Below are 16,809 nucleotides of genomic sequence, written 5' to 3' on the forward strand. Positions count from 1 at the left end.
TGGCAGGATGTCAACAAGCGCCTATGATCGGCGGCATGCGCAGCGACTACGACGTCGTGGTGATCGGGTCCGGCTTCGGCGGGAGCGTCGCCGCGCTCCGGCTTGCCGAGAAGGGCTACCGGGTCGGCGTGCTCGAGGCCGGGCGCCGATTCGCCGACGACGAGCTCCCCGAGACCAGTTGGCGGCTGCGCCGGTACCTGTGGGCGCCCGCGCTGCGCTGCTTCGGCATCATGCGGCTCACGTTGCTCGACGACGTCATGATCGCGAGCGGCACGGGCGTCGGCGGCGGGTCGCTCGTCTACGCGAACACGCTGTACGAACCGCCCGCCGACTTCTACGCCGACCCGCAGTGGGCGCACCTGGCCGACTGGCGCGCCGAACTCGCGCCGCACTACGACCAGGCCAAGCGGATGCTCGGCGTGGTGCCCTACCCGCACCGGACGCGCGCCGAGGACCTGGTCGCCGAGGTCGCCGCCGATCTCGGCGTCGCCGACACGGTCCACCCGGCCGACGTCGGCGTCTTCTTCGGAGCGCCCGGTGAGGAGGTCCCCGACCCGTTCTTCGGCGGCGCGGGCCCGGCGCGGCGCGGCTGCATCGAGTGCGGCGCGTGCATGACCGGATGCCGCCACAACGCGAAGAACACGCTCGTGAAGAACTACCTGCACCTCGCCGAGGCGGCGGGCGCCGAGGTGCATCCCATGACCACCGCGGTCGACGTGATCCCGCGCGCGGAGGGCGGCTACGAGGTGCGCGCGCACCGCACGGGCAACCGGATGCGCCGCCACGCGTTCACCGCGTCGCAGGTCGTCTTCGCCGGCAACGCCCTGAACACCCAGACCCTCCTGCACCGGCTGAAGCGCACGTCGCTGCCGCGGATCTCGGATCGGCTCGGCGAACTCAGCCGCACGAACTCCGAGGCCGTGCTGTCGGCCCGCTCGGGCGACCGGGCCGCCGACTTCACGCCCGGCATCGCGATCACGTCGTCGTTCCATCCTGACGACCACACGCACGTCGAGCCCGTGCGGTACGGCCGCGGGTCGAGCCTGCTCGCGCTCCTGAACGCCCACCTCGTCGACCCCGAACCCGGGCGCTCGCGCCTGCGCTCGACCGCGAGCACCTACCGGCGGCTCGGGTTCCGTCGTGCGTGGCGCCTGCACACGCCGCGCCGCTGGGCCGAGCAGTCGCTCATCGTGCTCGTCATGCAGTCGCTCGACAACTCGGTCACGACGTTCCTGAAGCGCGGCCCGTTCGGGCGACGGCTGCGCACGCGGCAGGGCATCGGCGAGCCGAACCCGACCTGGATCCCGCTCGGCCACCGGATCGCGCGCACGCTCGCCGAGCGCATCGGCGGCCTCGCGGGCGGCTCGTCGACCGACCTCGTCGGCATCCCGCTGACCGCCCACTTCATCGGCGGGTGCGTCATCGGCGGCTCCGCCGCCGACGGTGTGGTGGATGCCTGGCACCGCGTGTTCGGCCACGACGGGCTCCACATCGTCGACGGCTCGACCGTGAGCGCGAACCTCGGCGTGAACCCCTCGCTCACGATCGCCGCGCAGGCCGAGCGCGCGATCGCCTTCTGGCCGAACCGCGGCGACCGCGACCTGCGCCCGGCCCTCGGCAGCGCCTACCGCCGGATCGACCGAATCGCCCCGCGCACGCCCGTCGTGCCCGCCGGCGCGCCCGGCGCCCTGCTCCTCCCGATCCCGGCGGTGCCACCGCGCCGCCGCGAACCGGTGCCGCCGATCCGACCGATCGCGCACCACGCCCCATGAATCCCGAACCGGAGGACCCCCGACCGGGCGAATCCAGAACCAGGAAGGACGAGACCATGACCCTCACCGACGACGCCCGCACCGAGGCATCCGCCCGCCCGGCACCGCCGGAGCCGTTCTACACGGAGGACCACGAGGCCTACCGCGAGACGGTGCGCGAGTTCCTCAAGCGCGAGGTCCTGCCCAACTACGAGGCGTGGGAGGAGGCGCGGCTCATCGACCGCACGGCGTGGCTCGCCGCGGGCGAGGCCGGCATGGTCGGCCTCGCGATCCCCGAGGAGTACGGCGGGGCCGGCGAGCTCGATCGCCGCTACCGCATGGTGTTCAGCGAGGAGATCGCCCGAGCCAACACGACGTCGTTCGGCGTCGGCCTCGGCCTCCAGGACGACATCATCACGCCCTACTTCCTGCACATCGGCACGGAGGACCAGAAGCAGCGGTTCCTCCCCGGCCTCGCGTCGGCCGAACTCATCGGCGCCGTCGCGATGACCGAGCCCGGCACGGGCAGCGACCTGCAGGGCATCCGCACGAGTGCGGTCCGCGACGGCGACGACTGGATCCTGAACGGGCAGAAGACCTTCATCTCGAGCGGCATCCAGGCCGACTTCGCGATCGTCGTCGCCCGCACCGACCCCGACGCGGGGTCGCGCGGGTTCAGCCTGTTCCTCGTCGAGACCGGCACGCCCGGATTCGAGCGCGGGCGCAAGCTCGACAAGGTCGGCATCATCGGGCAGGACACCGCGGAGCTCTTCTTCCGCGACGTCCGGGTGCCCGCCGAGAACGTCATGGGCGAGATCGGCGGCGGCATGGGCTACCTCATGCAGAACCTGCCGCTCGAGCGGCTCGGCATCGCCATGGCCTCGCTCGCGGGCGCCGAGGCGGCGCTCGAGTGGACGCTCGACTACGTCTACCAGCGCCGCGCGTTCGGCCAGCGGATCGGCGATTTCCAGAACACCCGGTTCGAGCTCGCCGAGATCGAGACCGAGGTGGACGTCGCGCGCGCCTACCTCGAGCGGGCCATCCTGAAGTTCAACGCGGGCGTGCTCACGACCGTCGAGGCATCCAAGGCCAAGTGGTACATCAGCGAGCTCCAGCAGCGCGTGGTCTACCGCTGCCAGCAGCTGTTCGGCGGCTACGGCTTCATGCTCGAGTACCCGATCGGCCGGGCGTACCGCGACGCCCGCATCCAGACGATCTACGGCGGCACCACCGAGATCATGAAGGAGATCATCGGCCGCGCCCAGGCGGCCCGCTACCGCGACTGAGCGCGGCGGCGCCGCCCGTCGACGGCGGCCGGGCACCGGCGCCCGGCCGTCGTACCCACGTCCCCCACCCTGCACGATCCGTCCCACGAAGGAGTGAGACATGTCCACCACGATCGGCGTCACCGTCCCCACACCCGCCCTGCCCGACGACCTCGCGCCGAGCGTCGCCGAGCACTTCCGCCGTCGCGTCGCGAAGTCGGCCGACCGGGAGGCGTTCCGCTACCCCGACGGCGACGCGTGGCGGTCGATCACGTGGCGCGAGGCCGGCGAGGACGTCGACCGCATCGCGGCCGGCCTGCTCGCCCTCGGCCTCGCACCCGAGGACCGGGTCGGCATCATCTCGGCGACGCGCGTCGAATGGCTGCTGGCCGACCTCGCGGTCCTGTGCGCGGGCGGCGCGACGACCGCGGTGTACCCGACGATGTCGGGCGACGACGCGGCGTACATCCTCGCCGACGCGGGCGTCCGGTTCGTGTTCGTCGAGGATGACGAGCAGCTCGAGAAGGTGCGCTCGCACCGGGCCGACCTGCCCGCGCTCGAGGCCGTGATCGCGTTCGAGGGCGACGGTGCGGGCGACGGCGTGATCCCTCTCGCCGAGCTCCGCACGCGGGGCGCGGCCCTGCTCGCCGAGCGTCCCGACGCGGTCGCCGAGCGGACGGCCGCGATCACGCCCGACCGGCTCGCGACGCTCCTCTACACGTCGGGCACGACCGGGCGGCCGAAGGGCGTGCGGCTCCAGCACCGCGCCTGGGTCTACGAGGGCGAGGCGCTGAACTCGCTCGGGTTCCTCTACGAGGACGACCTGAACTTCCTCTGGCTGCCGATGTCGCACTCGTTCGGCAAGGTGCTGCTCTCGACCCAGCTCGCCGCCGGCTTCACGACCGCGATCGACGGCCGGGTCGACCGCATCATCGACAACCTCGCCGTCATCAAGCCGACGTTCATGGGCGCCGCCCCGCGCATCTTCGAGAAGGCGTACTCGAAGATCGTCACGACGATCGAGGCCGAGGGCGGAGTGAAGGCGAAGCTGTTCGCGCGCGCGTTCGCGGTCGGCGCCCGCGTCGCCGCGCTGCAGAGCGCGGGTGCGAAGGTGCCTGCCGGACTCCGCGCCCAGCACCGGCTCCTCGACCGGCTCGTGCTCGCGAAGGTGCGCGCCAGGTTCGGCGGCCGGGTCCGGTTCTTCATCTCGGGGTCGGCGCCGCTGAACGCCGAGATCGCCGAGTGGTTCCTCGCGGCCGGGATCCTGATCATCGAGGGGTACGGGCTCACCGAGACGTCGGCGGGCGCCGCGGTGGGGCATCCCGACCACAACCGGATGGGCACCGTCGGACAGGCCCTGCCGGGCTCGGAGGTGCGGATCGGCGACGAGGGCGAGCTCCTCATCCGCGGGCCGCACCTCATGCAGGGCTACGAGGGGCTCGACGCCGAGACCGCGGCCGCGCTCGACGCCGACGGGTGGCTGCACACGGGCGACCAGGCATCCATCGACGCCGACGGCTACCTGACCATCACCGGGCGACTCAAGGACCTGATCAAGACCTCGGGCGGCAAGATCGTCGCGCCGGCCGCCGTCGAGGCGGCGTTCAAGGTCGTCTGCCCGTACGCGAGCCAGGTGCTCGTGTTCGGCGACCAGCACCCGTACTGCGTCGCGCTCGTGACGCTCGACCCGGACGCGATCGTCGCGTGGGCGGCCGAGCAGGACGGCCTCGCCGGTGCGGCCTACGCCGAGATCGTGCGATCGGATGCCGCGCAGGCGATGGTCGCGGACGCGTTCGCGCGAATGAACGCCAAGCTCAACCGCTGGGAGCAGGTGAAGCGCTGGCGCGTGCTCGAGGCCGACCTGACGATCGAGGGCGGCGAGCTCACGCCGTCGATGAAGGTGAAGCGCGGCCTGGTCGAGCGCCAGCACCGCGCGCTGATCGAGGAGCTCTATGCCTGAGGATGCCGCGTGACCGGGCCGCTCGCCGGGATCCGCGTTCTGGAGCTCGGCGGCATCGGGCCCGCGCCGCACGCCGCGATGGTGCTCGCCGACCTCGGCGCCGACGTCGTGCGCCTCGAGCGGGCCGGGGCGCTCCGCGTCGGCGACGACGAGCGCCCCGACCAGACCATGCGGAGCCGGCGGCGCGTCGAGCTCGACCTCGCCTCGCGCGAGGGCGTCGATGCTGCGCTCGCGCTCGTCGATCGCGCCGACGTGGTGATCGAGGGGTACCGGCCGGGCGTCGCCGAGCGGCTCGGGCTCGGGCCCGACGCGTGCCTCGCACGGAATCCGCGGCTCGTGTACGGGCGGATCACCGGCTGGGGCCAGGACGGGCCGCGCGCGGGCGAGGCGGGCCACGACCTCAACTACCTCGCGCTCACGGGCGGCCTGCATGCGATCGGGCGCGCCGGCGAGCCGCCGGCGCCGCCGCTCAACCTCGTCGCGGACTTCGGCGGCGGGTCGATGCTCGTCGTCGCCGGGGTGCTCGCCGCGCTCGTGGAACGCGCGACGTCGGGCCGCGGGCAGGTGGTCGACGCGGCGATGGTCGACGGGGCATCCGTGCTGCTGCAGCTCGCGTGGTCGATGCGCAGCGTCGGCGCGTGGCGCGACGACCGCGAGGCGAACCTGCTCGACGGCGGTGCGCCCTTCTACGACACGTACGCGTGCGCGGACGGCGGCTACGTCGCGGTCGGCGCGCTCGAGCCGCGGTTCTACGCGCAGCTCGTCGAGGGCCTCGCGGACGCCGACGCGATCGACGTCGACGAGCTGCCCGACCGGGACGATCCGCGGGCCTGGCCGGCGCTCCGCGCGGCGTTCGCGGCGGCGTTCGCGACCGCCTCCCGTGACGAGTGGGCCGAGCGGTTCGCCGGCACGGATGCGTGCGTGACCCCGGTGCTGACGTTCGCCGAGGCCGCCGCCGATCCGCACCTGGCGGCCCGCGGCACGCTGGCTCCGGTCGGCGGCGTCGTGCAGGCGGCGCCCGCCCCTCGGTTCTCGCGGTCGGCGACGGATGCCCCGCGCGCGCCGGCGCCCGTCGAGCGCGGCGTCGGGGCGGCCGGCCGGATCGCCGCGGCGTGGGACGCGGAGCCCGACGGGGTCGCGGCGACCGGCTGACCACGGCGGGCACGCCCGAGCGACCGGCCCCGGCGGCCCGGCGGCCCGGCCTGCCCGCCGGACCACCGCGCCGCTGTGCCGCACGGGCACCGGTGCCGCACGGGCACCGGTGCCGCTCGGGTACCCCGTGCCGCACGGGTACCGCGTGCCGTGCGCGCGGGGTAGCGTCGTGGGATGGCGGTCGGGGGAGCGCAACGCGAGCGCGGCGGGCCGGAGCACGGTGCGCAGGATGCGCGCTGGCGCCCCGGCCACCGGCCGCGCGGCGCCGGGCCGGCGTGGACGGCCGCCCTGCTCGAGGGCGACGACGCCGGGTTCTTCGGCCCCGGCAGCGCGACGTGGGCCGTGATCGGATCGCCGGCGACGCTCGTCGCCGGCATCCGCGCGCTCCTGCTGCAGACCCTGCACCCCGGCGCGATGGCCGGCGTGCACGACTGGTCGCGCTACGCCGAGGACCCGCTCGGCCGGCTCGACGGCACCGTGCGCTGGGTCGCGACGACCACGTTCGGCGACCGGCGGGCGGCCACCGCCGCGGCCGCCGCGGTCACCCGGCTGCACGGCCGCATCCGCGGCACGTACGAGGATGCCTCGGGCGCGGAGCGCCCCTACTCGGCGAACGACCCGCACCTGCTGCGGTGGGTGCACGACGCCTTCACGGAGGCCTTCCTCGGGGCGCACGAGGTGTTCGGCGGGGCGATCCCCGGCGGACCCGACGCGTTCGTCCGCGAATGGGCGCAGGCCGGGCGGCTGATGGGCGTCGACGACCCGCCCGAGACGGTGGCGGCGCTCCGCGCCGAGCTCGACGGGTTCCTCGCCGAGGCGAAGGTCGACGACCGCGTCCGCACCGCGGTGCGGTTCCTCCGCCGGCCGGGCGTCCCCGGGGTGACGGGCCTGCTCTACCCGGTCGTGTTCGCCGGCGCGGTCGCGTCGCTCGACCCGCGCGTGCGGGAGCTCCTCGGCCTGCGGCGTCCCTGGTGGCCGGCGATGACGGCGACGCGCGCGCTCCTCGGCGGCCTGCTCCTGTTCGGGCCCGACTCGCCGAGCGAACGGAACGCGCGCACGAGGATCGCCCGCCTCGAGGCAACTACCGGGGGTGCTACTTCACCGCGCCCATCGTGAGGCCCGTCTGCAGCAGTCGGTAGCTCGCGACGTACACGAGGAACACGGGCACCGCCGAGATCACGGCGAAGGCCATCATCGACGGCCAGTCGACGCCGTACGCGCCCGACTGCACGGCGATGAGCGCGCTCATCGGGTAGTGCGACGGCGTCAGCATGAACGTGATGCCGTAGAGGAACTCGCCCCACGACACCAGGAAGATGATCGCCGACACCGTGAACACGCCGTTCCGCGCGAGCGGCAGCGCGACCGAGCGGAAAGACCGCAGCGTGCGCGCGCCGTCGACCAGCGCCGCCTCCTCGATCGACGGCGGGATCGCGCCGAAGAACGGGCGCAGCAGCAGGATCGCCCACGGCAGGAACATCGTCGCGTCGGCGAGGATGAGCCCGAGGTTCGTGTCGAGCAGGCCCACCCGGCCGAGCAGCCAGAACAGGGGGATGAGGTTCGCCGTCTGCGGGATCATCTGCAGGATCACGAGGAGTGCGAGTGCGACGAGCACGATCCGCGTACTCACCCGGGCGAGCGCGTAGGCCGCCGGGATCGCGAACGCGAGGCAGACGACCGTCGTGCCGACGCTGATGACGACCGACTGGCCGAGCGACGAGCCGAGTGCGGGGTCGGCGAGGGCCGTCTCGTAGGCCTCGAGGGTCGGCGCGAACAGCAGCGACGCCTGCGACGTGAGCACGTCGCGCTGGCTCTTCAGCGACGTGAGCACGATCCACAGCAGCGGCAGGCCGTAGAGCAGGTACAGCACGATCCGGAACGCGAACGCGACGGGCTCGCGACGTCGACGGAGGGACATCCGCCTCACACCTCCTCGTTGCGACGCACGTCGCGGGCGTAGAACAGGGCCAGCACGAGCACGACCGCGAGGGCGAGCAACGCAGTCGCCGCGCCCGAGCCGTAGTCGAGCGTGACGAACGCCTCGACGTAGGCGAGGTACGGCAGGGTCGTCGACGACGTGCCCGGTCCGCCCGAGGTCATGACGTAGATGAAGTCGAAGCTGCGGAACGCGTACACGACGGTGAGGATCGTGAGCACGGTCGCGGCGGGGCGGGCGTGCGGCAGGAGCACGTGGCGGATGCGCTGCCACGGGCCGGCGCCGTCGATCTCGGCGGCCTCGAGGACCGAGTCGTCGATGCTCAGCAGCGACGCGCGGAAGATGAGCGCGTTGAACGGGATGACGGCCCACGCGTTCACGAGCGCGACCGACCACAGCGCGAGCGCCGGGTCGAACAGGAAGCCGACGCCGGTCGAGACGGCGCCCGAGCCCTTCAGCGCCTCGTTGAGCAGGCCGTGCTCGCCGAGCAGGAACTTCCAGATCGAGCCGTTCACCACCGGCGGCAGCGCCCAGACGAACACCATCATGCCGAGCAGGAACGACGCGCCGCGGGTCGGCGAGGACACCGCGATCGCGACGGCGAATCCGCCGACCATGCCGAGGCCGGTGACGATCACGACGAAGGCCAGGGTGTTGGCGACGACGCGCGCGAACTCGGGGGAGGCGAAGAGGGCGGCGTAGTTGTCGACGCCGGCGAACGGCCACGGCGAGTTGAGCGTGGCCGCGCTCACGTCGTGCAGGCTCATCCAGCCGAGCTGGGTGAGCGGCCACGCGGCGAGCGCCGCGAGCAGCGCCGCCGCGGGGACGGCGAGGCCGAGCCTCCGGCGGGCCGCACGCGCCGCGGCCGGCCGCCGCCGCACCCCGGACGGGCGGGTCGACCCGCCCGTCCGGGTGGTGCGGACCGGCGACCGGCTGCCCTCCGCCGGCATGGCGTCGGTCGAGCTGGTGGTCGTCACGCGATCGGCCTCAGCCCTGCAGCAGCGGCTCGAGCTGGTCGATGAGCTCCGCTGCGAGCTGGTCGGGCGTGCCGTCGCCGGCGATCGCCTTGCTCCAGTAGTTGCCGACGAGCACCTCGACGTCGTTGACGCTCTTGGACGGCACCTCGGGGCTCGGGGAGGGCCGGCCCTGCTGCTGGACGATGTCGGCGAAGACGCTGAGGATCGGGTCGTCGCCGATCTTCGACGACGAGGCCGCGTCGGCGCGCGCCGGGATCGAACCGAACGTGTCGAGCAGCGTGAGCTGTCCGTCGACCGAGAAGAACGTCTCCTCGAGGAACTCCTTCGCGAGGTCCGCGTGCTTCGAGAACGCGCCGATGTTCTGCACCTCGCCGCCGAGCAGCACGCCGCCGTCGTCGGTGAGGGGCAGCGGCGCGACGCCGTAGGCGAAGTCGGCCTCCTTCGCGGCGGCGACCTGCCAGTTGCCGTTGACGGCGAAGGCGGATGCCCCGGACGCGAACACCTGGAACGGCACGGCCTGGTCCCAGGTCACGGCCTCGCGTGAGAGGTATCCCTTCGCGACCCAGTCCTGGAGCGTCGCGTACGTGTCGGCCATGGGCGCGGCCTGCGGGTCGCCGTACGAGAAGCCGTGCGAGGTGAACCAGGGGAACCCCTGCCACTGGCTTTCGAGCCCGGGCTTGCCCGTGAGCGTGATGCCCTGCCTGCCGGCGTCGACGGCCGACTGCATGACCGCCTCGAGCTCGTCGGGCGTGGTGGGCACGTCGGCGCCCAGCTCGTCGAGGAGGTCCTGGTTGTACCAGAGGCCGAGCAGGTTCACGTAGCCCTGCACGCCGTAGAGCTCGCCGTCGACGCGCTGCAGGACCCCGTCGGGGAACTGGTCGGCGTCGGCGTAGCCGCTCCACCAGTCCTCCATCGACTCGATCGCGCCCGACTGGGCGAGCGGGTAGGTGCCGGATGCCCCGAACACGAGCACGTCCGGCCCGGTCTTCGAGCCCGCGGCGGTGACGGCCTTGGTCGTGAACTGCTCGACGGGCACGTACTCGAACTGCACGTCCACGCCCTCGTGGTCGGCCTCGAACCCGGCGGCGAGCTCCTCGAGCGCCTCGACCTGGCCGTCGGTGTTGTAGTAGTGCCAGACCGTGAGGACGGTGTCGCCCGACGATCCGGTGCTCGCGGCGCAGCCGCTCACGGTCAGGGCCGCGGCCCCCGCGATGGCGGCGAAGGCCAGTGCCCGCCGCCGACGATCCTGCTTCATTGCGTTTCGCCTCTCTCGAAAATGTGTGGGTGGCGGTGCGGCCCGGAATTTCATCGATGAAATTCGGATGCCACGAGCCTCCGACACGAGATACTGCCGACTGAAAAGGGTTTCGTCAACACGCTGGCGCGAAATTTCCAGGCGGGCCCGTGCGCTTGACACGGCTCTGTGGTCGCTCCTACGGTCGTGATTGTTTCATCGATGAAATCGGAGGACCCGTGGTCTCACCCCAGCCAGTGCCCGTCGAGGCGACCGCGACGCAGGAGGTCGTCGTCGAGGTCGGACGACCCATCGGCACCGTCGACCCGCGGCTGTTCGGCTCGTTCGTCGAGCACCTCGGTCGCGGCGTCTACGGCGGCATCCACGACCCGGGGCATCCCAGCGCGACCCCCGAGGGGTTCCGCGGCGACGTGCTCGAGCTCGTGCGCGAGCTCGGCGTCACCCTCGTGCGCTACCCGGGCGGCAACTTCGTCTCCGGGTACGACTGGCGCGACGGCATCGGTCCGGTCGGCGACCGCCCGCGCCGTCTCGACCTCGCCTGGAAGACGATCGAGCCCAACGCCTTCGGCACCGACGAGTTCATCGCCTGGTGCCGCGCCGCCGGCGTCGAGCCCATGCTCGCGGTGAACCTCGGACTCGGAGACGTCCGCTCGGCCCTCCAGCTGCTCGAATACGCGAACTTCCCCTCCGGGACGGCCTTGTCGGACGAACGCGTCGCGAACGGATCACCCGAGCCGCACGACGTGCGGCTGTGGTGCCTCGGCAACGAGCTCGACGGCCCGTGGCAGCTCGGCCACCGCTCGGCCGAGGAGTACGGCGACCTCGCGGCGCGGACCGCCGCGGCCATGCGCATGTTCGACGACTCCCTCGAACTCGTGGCGGTCGGCAGCTCGAACGCCGACATGGCGACCTTCGGGGACTGGGAGGCGGAGGTCCTGCGCCGCACGATCGACCACGTCGACCACCTCTCCTGTCACATCTACTTCCGGCGCGACGGCGACCTCGCGGCGTTCCTCCGCTCGGCCGACCGGCTCGACGCGTTCCTCGACTCGATCGCGGCGACGATCGCCCACGTGAAGGCCGCAGCGCGGAGCACGCGCGACGTGCGCATCAGCCTCGACGAGTGGAACGTCTGGGACTACCGCGCCTACGACGAGCTGAAGCCCGGCCGGGTCTGGGAGGAGGCGCCGCGCATCCTCGAACAGGAGTACACGCACGCCGACGCGGTCGTCGTGGGCACGCTGCTGCAGAGCATCCTCAACCACGCCGACGTGGTCGCGATCGCGGCGCTCGCGCAGCTCGTGAACGTGATCGGGCCGATCCGCGCCGAGCCCGGCGCGCCCGCCTGGCGCCAGACGACGTTCCACCCGTTCGCGGCGGCCGCGCGCTCCGCGGGCGACACCGTGCTCGCGTCCGCCGTGCTCGACGAGGCGGCCGACGTCTCGGTCGCCGTCACGCGCAGCGCGGACGGCGGCGTCGTCTCGGTCTACCTCGCGAACCGGTCGCCGACGGCCGCCGCCGACGTCCGCGTCGGCCTCGCCGGGCTGGGGTGCGCCTCGATCGCCGAGGCGGACCTGCTCTGGCACCCGGATCCCGACGCGGCCAACACGCAGGATGCCCCCGACCGCGTCGCCCCCGCGCCGCTGGCGGCTACGCTGGACGCCGACCGGCTCGCGGCGACCCTCCCGCCGGTGTCCTGGGCGGTCGTCCGGGTGGCGTGCGGATGAGGACGGGAGCAGGCATGCAGCGGTCGCAGAGCGTCACCATGGCCGACGTCGGCGAGCGCGCCGGGGTCTCCGCGCGCACGGTCTCGAGCGTCCTCTCGGGGAGCACCGCGGTGCGGCCCGAGACGCGCGACCGGGTGCTGCGCGCGGTCGACGAGCTCGGCTACCGCATGAACACGTCGGCGAGGAGCCTGAAGACCGGGCGGGTCGGCACCATCGCACTCGCCATCCCCGACCTCGCGATCGACTACTTCGCCGACCTCGCGCGCCGCATCATGGCCGAGGCCGAGCGGCACGGCTGGTCGGTCGTGATCCAGCAGACCGGTGCCCGCCGGGAGACCGAGATCGCGATCCTCTCGGGTGCGCAGCGCGAGCACTCCGACGGCCTGATCTTCCAGCCCCACGCGCTCGGCCCCGGCGACGAGCGGTACCTCATGGGCAACGACCGGCTCGTCATCCTCGGCGACCGCATCTTCAACGGCCCGGTCGACCACGTCTCGATGGCCAACGTCGAGGCCGCGCGCCTGGCCACGGGCTTCCTCGTCGACCGCGGGCGGACCAGGATCGCCGCGATCGGCGTGAACCCGCACGTGAGCACGGTGAGCGCCGCGTCGCTGCGCCTCGAGGGCTACGAGCAGGCGATGCGGGAGGCGGGGCTCGAGATCGCCCCGGAGCGCGTGGTCGTGGCGGAGGACTGGCGCCTCCGGGACGGCGCGGCGGCGATGGCGCACCTGCTCGCACTCGACGAGCGACCCGACGCGGTGTTCTGCTTCAACGACTCGCTCGCGATCGGCGCGTTGCACTCGATCCTCATGCAGGGACTCCGCGTGCCCGACGACATCGCGGTCGTCGGCTTCGACAACGTGCCCGCGGCGCAGTACACGTACCCGCCGCTCACGACAATCGACCCCGGCACCGACCAGCTCGCCAAGCACGCGGTCGACCTGCTCGCCGCGCGCGTCGCCGGGCGCAGCGATCCGCCGCGCGAGGTCGTCACGGACTGCTCGCTCGTGGTCCGCCGCTCGGCCTGAGACCCGACGCGGGCGGCGGCCGGCACTCGTCCTCCGGCCGCCGCCCGCGTCGACCTCAGGCGTCGGCCCAGGTCTGCACGATGACCGGCGAGGCGTGGATGCAGAGCACCTTCAGGCGGCCTTCGCCGAGATTGCGGAAGCCGTGCCAGACGCCCGCGGGCACGGTCGCGGTGTCGCCCTCGTGCGCCGTGAGCGTGCGGTCGCCCACCGTGACGGTCGCGACGCCCTCGATGACGACCCAGGTCTCGGGGTAGGGGTGCCAGTGCAGCCCCGGGCCCTGGCCGTACTCGTAGTCGACCGAGAAGTACGAGATGCCAGCGCCGTGCTCCGCGCCGACGAAGCGGCGCGTCCGGCCGCTGCCCAGGCGCAGGGATTCGGCGGGCACGACCTCGACCTGCGGTGCGGAGAGGGTCGGCGTGAGCGTGATCTCGGCCCCGCTGGAGGCCGTCGGTGCGGTGGTGGTCATGTCCCACAGGCTCTCGTGCCGCGCGGGGGCTCGGCAAGGCATCGAACGCACGCGGCGGGCGGGCCGTTCAGTCGGCGAGCCGCGCGACGAGGGCGTCCCGGCCCCACGTCATGACGCGATCGTGGTTGCGTTCGAAGACGGGCTTCAGCACGGGGCTCAGCAGCCGGATGGCCCGCTTGGCGGCGTGCACCTCCCAGAGCCACTCGACGTCGGTCGCGCCGGCGGCCGCGGTGAGGGTCATCCGACCGCGCCCCTCGAGTTCGCCCGACGCGACCGACTCGAGCACCCGGTGCGCGGGATCGGCGCGCACGACCTCGAGCCGGAAGCGCAGCGTCATCGGCAGCGTGCTGCGCACGCGGCAGTCGCAGACGGTGCCGAGGCCGGTCTCGTCGCCGGGCCTGACGACGTCGACGCGCTCGAACCCGGGCCACCAGGTCGGCACTGCGACCGGGTCGGTGAGCTCGCGCCACACCCGGCCGGCCGGCGCGGGCACCGACCAGCGGGTCACGAACCGGTAGTCGGATGCCCCGGGCCGCCGGGGCGACGCGACCCGACCGGGCGAGGCGGACCGGCTCACGGCGTGATCTCGTCGACGAACGCGTGCGCCTCGGCGGCGATCGCCCGCCACCGGTCGTCGTCCTCGCCGGCCGGCACCACCGCCCATTCGCGCATCGGGCGGCCGTGCATGACCATGTGGTCGAGCGCGAGGTCGTCGATGCGCTCGGCGTCGAGCTTCACGACGAGGTCGCCTCGGCTCGAGACGAACGCGAACAGCTTGCCGCGCACCGAGTAGCCCTCGGAGCCGAACATCACGCCGACCGAGACATCAGGCAGCTCCTGCAGGGCCGCGGTCGCGGCGTCGAGTCGGGCGCGGCCCCGGAGGCGCGCGTCGGGACGGGGGTCGAGGTCGTCCGCCATGCCTCGACCGTAGGGGCGGGCGCCGACATCGGCAACGGGCGGGGCACGACAAAGCGGGCCGCCGCGGTCGACGCGGTCGACGCGGTCGACGGGGTCGACGATGACAGATCCGTGCCACTAAGGTTAGCCTCACCTGACTTCCCCGTTCCGAAGGCTTCCCCGTGGCAACCAGCAACCTCACCGTCTCGCACGCCGAGACCGGGCTCGTCACCGCCGAGGTGGTCCGTGCGGCCCGCATCTCGCCCCACTTCGTGCGCATCACGCTCTCGGGGCCCGAGCTCGCCGACTGGCGGCACGTCGGATTCGACCAGTGGTTCCGCCTCGCGGTGCCCACGCACGACGACACCCGGTTCGACAACCTCCCCGACGAGTACGACCTGCGCGGCTACCTCAAGTACCTGCGCACGCCCAAGGCGACCCGCCCGGTGATCCGCAACTACACCGTGCGCGAGTACCGGGCCGCCGACGGCGAGCTCGACGTCGACTTCGTCGTCCACGGCGACGAGGGCGTCGCCGGGCCCTGGGCGCAGCGACTGCCGGTCGGGGCATCCGTCGCCCTCATCGACCAGGGCTGCGGCTACCGACACGTCGACGGCGCACCCGTGCTGCTCGTCGGCGACGAGAGCGCGCTGCCGGCCGTCGTCGGGATCCTCCGCGACCTCCCGCGCGACACGCGCGGCGACGCGGTGATCGAGGTCCTGCACGCCGACGACGTGCAGCCGGTCGATGCGCCCGCGGGCGTGACCGTGCACTGGCTGGTCCGCGAGCCCGGCCGTGCGCCGGGCGACGCGGCGCTCGCGCTCGTGCGCACGCTGCCGGTGGTCGACTCGGTGAACGCGTTCGCCGCGGGCGAGTCGAAGCTCGCCACGGGCGTCCGCCGGCACCTCGTCGCCGAGCGCGGGGTCCCGAAGGCGAACGTCACGTTCTGTGGGTACTGGCGCGCGAGCTGAGCAGCTGCCGGCGCGCACGGTGCTCGTGCGCGGTGTCAATCGCCGGATCGACGGGTCTGCGCGTTGGCTGGACTAGCGAGCCGTTCGAGGAGTTCGGCTGCTCGGGCGGCCCCGCCGAGCGAGCGCAGTTGCGCGCCCACGCGGGCCGCGGCATCCCGGTATGACGGCTCGGTCGTGACCGTGTCGAGTCCGGCTGCGACCTGGGCCGGCGTCGGCGTGCCGGTCTTGAGGTTGACGGCTGCTCCGGTCCATGCGACACGGGAGGCGATCTCGGGTTTGTCCAGGTCCCCTCCCGCGATCACGAGCGGGATGTCGTGGGCGAGCATCGCGAGCGTCCCGCCCCATCCTCCGTTCGTGAGGGCGACGTCCACGTGCGGAAGGAGCTCGGCGTAAGGCAGGAATCCTGCGACCCGGGTGTTGGAGGGGACGGAGAAGGCCGGCTCATCGTCTCCGGGCACCCCCGTGGTGACGACCACGAGCAGGTCGTCGCGGTCGGCCAGGGCTTCGAGCGTGGGCGCGATGAGGTCGGCGGGATCGATGTTCTGCGTCCCCTGCGTGACGTGGACGACCCGTCGGCCATCGAGTTCGCCCCACCATGCCGGAAGTTCGAGCGACGCCGGCGGAGGCATCCGGAGCTCGCCGACGAAGTGCAGGAAGTCGGGCCGGTCGGTGCGTTCGAAGTCGAGCAGTGGGGCTCCGCTGGCAACGATGAGCTGCCGTGAGAAGGTGATCTGCTCCATGGTCAGCCCTCGCGGCCGGAGGCCGATGGATGCCTCGGATCGCGCGATGGCCTTCACGAGCGATCGGGCGATGAGCGGCGCAGACGCGCGGAGCGCGGCATCCCTCGCCTTGGTGAACGGGTTCGTACCGGGCCACAGCCCCAGCCCTGCGGGAGGACCCTGTGTCCCGGCGAGATTGAGGGGGGTGATCGAGATCGTCGCCCAGGGGCCACCGTTCTGCTCGGCGTACAGTGCTGCGCCGATCGAGACGTCGTCGCCGGCGATCGCATCCCACGGTTCCCTGACCCACTCGTCTCGGAGGTCCTGCACCTGCGCCGCAGAGGTGTTGATGAAGACGTCTTCGACGTTGATGAGGAGCTGGCTGAGCCCCTTCTTGCCCAGGAGCCGGGGGAACGTCGCGGCGAGGTCGTTCTCATCGAAATCGGGGGCGTGATGCCAGGGGACCAGCCGCGCGCCCGTCGACTCGACGGCCGCGCGGAACGCCTCACCCGAATAGACGCGCACGTCGTGCCCGCGGGAGACGAGCGCAGTCGCCACAGCGCGAATGGGGTTGACGTGCCCTGTGAACGGCATCGCCGAGAGCAGGTAGCGGGACATGCGACCAAGGATGCCGTGCGGAATCAGGATCCGCGACCCAGGTCGTCGTCACACTCGACGGGCCGAAGGACGCATGTCTGATATCCC

The 16,809-nt window shown here is 72.8% G+C and carries 15 protein-coding genes; 8 read left to right on the plus strand and 7 right to left on the minus strand.

The genetic code is table 11. The annotated features are described in order from the left end of the window. Positions 1–35 precede the first annotated feature (35 nt). From ACDF64_RS09245 to ACDF64_RS09265, 5 genes are all read left to right on the plus strand, one after another. A complete protein-coding gene (locus tag ACDF64_RS09245) occupies positions 36–1,772 on the plus strand; it encodes an FAD-dependent oxidoreductase (RefSeq protein WP_394550641.1) in 1,737 nt (578 codons plus the stop codon). 56 nt (positions 1,773–1,828) lie between these two features. Then, the gene (locus ACDF64_RS09250; protein WP_394550642.1) at positions 1,829–3,037 is read left to right on the plus strand and encodes an acyl-CoA dehydrogenase family protein; all 1,209 of its coding nucleotides are present in this window, start codon (positions 1,829–1,831) and stop codon (positions 3,035–3,037) included. A gap of 100 nt (positions 3,038–3,137) precedes the next feature. Further along, complete coding sequence (locus ACDF64_RS09255; protein ID WP_394550643.1) at positions 3,138–4,976, plus strand: AMP-dependent synthetase/ligase; 1,839 nt, start codon at positions 3,138–3,140, stop codon at positions 4,974–4,976. Positions 4,977–4,985: 9 nt separating this feature from the next. Beyond that, positions 4,986–6,128, plus strand: coding sequence for a CaiB/BaiF CoA transferase family protein (locus ACDF64_RS09260; protein ID WP_394550645.1), 1,143 nt, complete (start codon positions 4,986–4,988; stop codon positions 6,126–6,128). 174 nt (positions 6,129–6,302) lie between these two features. Next, positions 6,303–7,244 (plus strand): oxygenase MpaB family protein, encoded by a 942-nt coding sequence (locus tag ACDF64_RS09265; protein WP_394550647.1) that lies wholly within the window; start codon positions 6,303–6,305, stop codon positions 7,242–7,244. On the opposite strand, the gene ACDF64_RS09270 is transcribed toward ACDF64_RS09265, so the two are convergent. The 3 genes from ACDF64_RS09270 to ACDF64_RS09280 are packed head-to-tail and all read right to left on the minus strand — an operon-like array spanning position 7,222 to position 10,296. Next, positions 7,222–8,046 carry a carbohydrate ABC transporter permease gene (locus ACDF64_RS09270; protein WP_394550649.1) on the minus strand — a complete coding sequence of 275 codons (825 nt, stop codon included), beginning with the start codon at positions 8,044–8,046 and terminating at the stop codon, positions 7,222–7,224. The two genes, ACDF64_RS09265 and ACDF64_RS09270, sit on opposite strands and share 23 nt — an antisense overlap. Before the next feature lie 5 nt (positions 8,047–8,051). Next, a complete protein-coding gene (locus tag ACDF64_RS09275; RefSeq protein ID WP_394550651.1) occupies positions 8,052–9,041 on the minus strand; it encodes a carbohydrate ABC transporter permease in 990 nt (329 codons plus the stop codon). Positions 9,042–9,051: 10 nt separating this feature from the next. Continuing rightward, complete coding sequence (locus ACDF64_RS09280; protein WP_394550652.1) at positions 9,052–10,296, minus strand: extracellular solute-binding protein; 1,245 nt, start codon at positions 10,294–10,296, stop codon at positions 9,052–9,054. 218 nt (positions 10,297–10,514) lie between these two features. On the opposite strand from ACDF64_RS09280, the gene ACDF64_RS09285 reads away from it, so the two are divergent. Beyond that, a complete protein-coding gene (locus ACDF64_RS09285) occupies positions 10,515–12,023 on the plus strand; it encodes an alpha-N-arabinofuranosidase (RefSeq protein ID WP_394550654.1) in 1,509 nt (502 codons plus the stop codon). Between the two features lie 14 nt (positions 12,024–12,037). Continuing rightward, on the plus strand, positions 12,038–13,051 hold the full coding sequence (locus ACDF64_RS09290; RefSeq protein ID WP_394550656.1) for a LacI family DNA-binding transcriptional regulator: 1,014 nt from the start codon (positions 12,038–12,040) through the stop codon (positions 13,049–13,051). Positions 13,052–13,106: 55 nt separating this feature from the next. Here the strand turns inward: ACDF64_RS09290 and ACDF64_RS09295 are convergent, their stop codons facing one another. The 3 genes from ACDF64_RS09295 to ACDF64_RS09305 form a co-directional block, all read right to left on the minus strand. After that, a complete protein-coding gene (locus ACDF64_RS09295; protein WP_394550657.1) occupies positions 13,107–13,517 on the minus strand; it encodes a cupin domain-containing protein in 411 nt (136 codons plus the stop codon). 67 nt (positions 13,518–13,584) lie between these two features. Beyond that, on the minus strand, positions 13,585–14,094 hold the full coding sequence (locus ACDF64_RS09300; RefSeq protein ID WP_394550658.1) for an SRPBCC family protein: 510 nt from the start codon (positions 14,092–14,094) through the stop codon (positions 13,585–13,587). Beyond that, positions 14,091–14,435: a hypothetical protein gene (locus ACDF64_RS09305; RefSeq protein WP_394550660.1), complete on the minus strand. Its 345-nt coding sequence runs from the start codon at positions 14,433–14,435 to the stop codon at positions 14,091–14,093. The genes ACDF64_RS09300 and ACDF64_RS09305 overlap by 4 nt, the downstream gene beginning before the upstream one ends. Before the next feature lie 161 nt (positions 14,436–14,596). Here ACDF64_RS09305 and ACDF64_RS09310 point away from each other — a divergent pair, with 161 nt between their 5' ends. Then, the gene (locus ACDF64_RS09310) at positions 14,597–15,385 is read left to right on the plus strand and encodes a siderophore-interacting protein (RefSeq protein ID WP_394550661.1); all 789 of its coding nucleotides are present in this window, start codon (positions 14,597–14,599) and stop codon (positions 15,383–15,385) included. Positions 15,386–15,420: 35 nt separating this feature from the next. On the opposite strand, the gene ACDF64_RS09315 is transcribed toward ACDF64_RS09310, so the two are convergent. Beyond that, positions 15,421–16,722, minus strand: coding sequence for a glycosyltransferase (locus tag ACDF64_RS09315; protein ID WP_394550663.1), 1,302 nt, complete (start codon positions 16,720–16,722; stop codon positions 15,421–15,423). Positions 16,723–16,809: the final 87 nt, after the last annotated feature.

The organism is Agromyces sp. MMS24-JH15 (genome assembly GCF_043518605.1).
Lineage (GTDB): Bacteria > Actinomycetota > Actinomycetes > Actinomycetales > Microbacteriaceae > Agromyces.